This window comes from Candidatus Effluviviaceae Genus V sp., from assembly GCA_014728125.1.
Classification (GTDB): Bacteria; Joyebacterota; Joyebacteria; order Joyebacterales; family Joyebacteraceae; genus WJMD01.
In genome coordinates, this window is the sequence record WJMD01000172.1 from 1 (window position 1) to 3,946 (window position 3,946).

Annotated in this window: 4 protein-coding genes; 1 reads left to right on the plus strand and 3 read right to left on the minus strand. The window is 63.7% G+C overall.

Annotated elements, in window-relative coordinates:
* Window positions 1–12 precede the first annotated feature (12 nt).
* Window positions 13–1,257 carry a hypothetical protein gene (locus GF405_10305; protein MBD3368541.1) on the minus strand — a complete coding sequence of 415 codons (1,245 nt, stop codon included), beginning with the start codon at window positions 1,255–1,257 and terminating at the stop codon, window positions 13–15.
* A 485-nt stretch (window positions 1,258–1,742) separates the two neighbouring features.
* Between GF405_10305 and GF405_10310 the strand changes: the two genes are divergently transcribed.
* Window positions 1,743–2,303 (plus strand): outer membrane beta-barrel protein, encoded by a 561-nt coding sequence (locus GF405_10310; protein ID MBD3368542.1) that lies wholly within the window; start codon window positions 1,743–1,745, stop codon window positions 2,301–2,303.
* Between the two features lie 84 nt (window positions 2,304–2,387).
* Here the strand turns inward: GF405_10310 and GF405_10315 are convergent, their stop codons facing one another.
* Entirely contained in the window at window positions 2,388–3,428 is a 1,041-nt protein-coding gene (locus tag GF405_10315; protein MBD3368543.1) for a hypothetical protein, read from the minus strand.
* 369 nt (window positions 3,429–3,797) lie between these two features.
* Window positions 3,798–3,946: tetratricopeptide repeat protein (locus GF405_10320; GenBank protein MBD3368544.1), on the minus strand; the 149-nt coding region annotated here is incomplete at its 5' end.

Below are 3,946 nucleotides of genomic sequence, written 5' to 3' on the forward strand. Positions count from 1 at the left end.
CAGGCCTGTCCGCTAGCGGTACATGGCCTTGATGTTGCCCCAGCTCGAGTCCTCGGTGGCCGAGCCGGCGCCGCCGATCTTCGCCCACTTGATGTACCAGCCGAGATCGTCGGTCTCGTAGCTGTCCGAGCCGAAGCAGAAACCGATCATGATCTCCTGGCCGACGAAGTCGGAGAGATCGAAGCAGTCACGGACGAACGTCGTGCTCGTGCCGTAGTAGCCTTCCTCGCCACAGACGCACGGCGGGAAGTAGGTGCCGCCGCACTCGGGGAAGAGGCCCGGGTAGCCGATCTCACCCTGCGGGTAGATGAGCGTCCAGGTCGTCCCGCCGTCGGTCGAGACCTTGACGTTTCCGCCGTCCCACGGCGTGAAGTCGGACTCGGTGTCGTAGAAGTGGCAGAGCTCGAGGCACGTGCAGTCGGGGGAGATCATGGCCGGACCGACCATGGCGATCTCACCCGCGCCGGCCGGGTAGGCACCGACGAGCGTGGTGCCGAGGACGTTGGTCACCTCGACGCCGTCGCAGGCCGTCGTCGGGACGAGCGGGTCGGGCGCGCCCCACTGCCACGTCGGGAGCCCGTCGCACGCGATGAACTGGAGGCCGCAGGCGCCCTCGTTGAAGTCGTAGACGTAGCAGTCATACTCGAACGGGCAGCACGGAGGCTCGGCTGGCTCCTTGTAGAACACGTTCACGGCGTCGAAGTAGTGATCGCCACCGTCCTGTCCCACATAGCCGAAACCGATCTCGATCGTGCCGGAGTACCCGGTCAGATCGATCTCGACGACCTCGTACTCCCAGCTGACGCCGGTGAAGTCGTTGTAGAAGCTCCAGACGACGGTCCCGTTGATCGTCACGATGAAGTCGGCGTTCATCGTCCAGTAGGTGCTGCCCTGGGTGGCGAACGACAGGGTGTTCTCGTCCGTCAGTGTGTAGTCGAACGTCAGCCACTCATCCTGCATCGTGCACCCACCAAGCTGCCAGTGGATGTAGGCGCAGTCGAGGCCCTCGTACGGCTCGTTGTAGAGGGCCTGGGATCCGAACACCCAGGTCGTCAGGCTGTCTGTAACGCAGTTGATCGTCTGGCTCCAGCCCGCGGGCGGCATCACGCCGTCCTCGAAGCCCTCGAAGTAGTCGCGCTCCGGATAGTCGTAGGGCTTGTCCTGCATGATCGTGTTGGTCCTGCTGATCGGCTGGTCCGCGTATGCGAGACCCGCCACAAGCAGAGCAACCATCGCAATGGCAACAGTCCACTTCATACTTTTTCCTCCCTTTCTCACCATGGTGGTGACCACTCAACCGAACAACCAGTGTTTGCAGGTGTGCCTCCACTCACCTCCCCTCGGAGTCACTGTTCCTGCAACCTCAGCTTGTCTTGCCGTCATCTAAGCAAGACCCTTGCCTGAACATCCATCAGGAATACGACCCACAGGACTCGACACAGTCTCTCGCGCACTGATCGGGCAGGTCATATCGCCCACCGGCACGGGAGGTTCGGCATCCCTGAGTCTCTCTTGATGAAGCGTCCATGTCTCTTGAGGAGCGACGCTAGTATACACCATCAAGCCGCCTTCGACAAGAGTATTCCAGCCTCGACAGACCTCGATGACGTCTCCCGTGCCTGCGTTCGTGACTGGAAAGCCCCTTTCTGCTAGGCTCTGAGTCCCATGTCCGCCCCTGGTCATGCGGTCCGGCCCGAAGCGCCGGGCCGGGGGCCTGTTCATTGCAGTTCCGGGAGGTACCAATGCGCACCGCGCTGCTCATCGCCCTGGTCGGTCTCCTTGTGGTCTCATCTCCGTCCGGCACGTCCGCGGGCGTCGTCGATGTCGGCGTCGGCCTCTCCGCCGGGGCGGCCCTTCCGCTCGAAGATGACGCGGGGACCGGGGCGATCATTGGATTGAGGCTGAGGCTGACACCGGGAGTTCCCGTGATCGCGGGGGAGGTGTCCTACTCGCGGGTGTTCCAGGACGACCTTGAGACGGCCTGGAGCAGCGGGGATATCGGACTGTCGGTGGACGACGGGGCGTTCGGAGTGGCCTCGGTCGATGTGCTCCTGGGCAACGTCGGCGGTGTCGGAGGGCTCAAGTGGTACGGGATCCTGGGGGCCAATGCCGTCGACTATGAGCTCGGGGACGACGAGAGCGAGATCCGGTGGGGCGGGGAGTTCGGCGCGGGCGTCGAGTTCGCCGTTCCGGCGCTCGGCGTGTCGATCGAGGGACGCGGTACGGTCATGATCCTGGCGTGGGAGGAGAGCACCGACCGCCGCCTTTCGACCCTGACCGGCGGCGTCTGGTACACGTTCTGAACGCACGATAACCTGCCGGAGACGACGAGGGGGGCGGAAGATGATCCCGCCCCCCTCGTCTTGTTTCTCACAAGGCCGTGGTGTCTATCGGTAGAGGGCCTTGATGGTCGACCAGCTGGCATCGTCGACAGCCGTGACGTTGCCCTCGTTCGTGCCGGTGATCGTGGCGGTACCGGCGCCCGAGTAGCCGTCGACGATCAGGTAGTACACACCTGCGGCCGTCGCGGTGTAGGTGAAGTTCGAGCCGCTGGGGTAGAGGTCCGAACCGGCGACGCAGGAGCCGACCGGGTCGGCGCAGTCCGTGATGAGGTAGATGGAGTCGTCGTAGTCGGCGTTCATCAGCACGGAGAGCGTCTGACCGACGTCGAGGTTCGTGACGTAGACGAGGTCGGCACCAGAGGCGCCGTAGCCGGTGCAGCCACCGGAACCCGGATCGTAGTCGTTGTTCAGACCCTCGATCGTCGTGTCGGTGTTGATCGTGAACTCGCCATTCGGGAGAACGAGCGGGTCTTCGCAGGTGTCGCCGGGCGGGGGCGGCGGAGGCGTGTAGCCGTCATTGATGCCGATGCGGTCGAACGCGCCCTGCGCGCCGTCAGAGCCGACGTACCCGAAGCCGATGGTCACGGTCTGGCCGTCGTACGCCGAGAGGTCGATGTCGTAGACCTTCCACTCGTAGCTCGTCTCGGTCGCGTAGTCTGTGACGAAGTCCCAGACAGTCGTCCCGTTGACGGTCACGAACAGGTTGTAGTTCTGGTAAGGGTCGACGGCCCAGTAGTAGCTGGCCATCGCCGCGAAGTTGAGATGGGTCTCGCCGGGACCGATCGTGTAATCGAAGAACATCCACTCGTCCTGGGGGACGAGGGCCGGGTCGTAGACGCACTCGGCAGCCGCGGCGCCCTCGTAGAAGCTGAGCGTGGTCTGCTGCCAGGTGTAGCTCGGGTTGGTGATGGTCGTCGTCCAGCCCGCCGGCGGGACGCTCGTCTCGAAGCCCTCATCGTAGTCGCGGTCGACGATCGTGGTGCCCGACTTCTCAGGCGCGTACTTAGCGTCCTCGGCCGGCTTCTCGGCGAAGGCGACCGTGGCCACCATCATGAGGCAGATGGCGATGATCAGTGTGCGCTTCATGTAGAAACTCCCTCGTTCATGGGGCCGCTTCCGTACATGTCCCGTCAGGGGTGGTCACGGAGCGGCGAAGAGTGGACTTCATCGAACGCAGATGCCTGGGGCACCACCTCCTCTCGCATCCTGTGGTGTTCGGTTTCTCTGCCGGCGTCACCTCGGCGGACGCGAATCGCCGCTCATCCCGGCTCTGCTTCCCCGGGCCGGAGAGCGACGATTCCTGTCTCTCACGTCATAATACCACAGCTTTTGATGCTTCAGCAAGCACCAATGTCCTCTAAGAAATTGACCCGTAGTCTTTTATCGTGAATCGTGAACTGAGCGAGGCGTCATCTCTGCGGCGACGTCGGTTGGTGGGAGCAGAGCTTCGGGGGATCAGTGCGATGCCAGCGCTCTTCGCGCGGGCAGAAAGGTCTGGTCGAGCTCAAGTGCGAGCAGATACTGCCGCCTGGCCTCGCTCGGCCGGCCGAGTGCCTCGTAGACGCGGCCGCGGTTGAAGTAGGCGTCGGGGAGCGTGGGGTCGG

What these genes read in the sequence shown, in the direction of transcription:
- GF405_10305 (MBD3368541.1), bottom strand. Translation starts at nt 1,257, where the DNA reads ATGAAGTGGACTGTTGCCATTGCGATGGTTGCTCTGCTTGTGGCGGGT.
- GF405_10315 (MBD3368543.1), bottom strand. Translation starts at nt 3,428, where the DNA reads ATGAAGCGCACACTGATCATCGCCATCTGCCTCATGATGGTGGCCACG.
- GF405_10310 (MBD3368542.1), top strand. Translation starts at nt 1,743, where the DNA reads ATGCGCACCGCGCTGCTCATCGCCCTGGTCGGTCTCCTTGTGGTCTCA.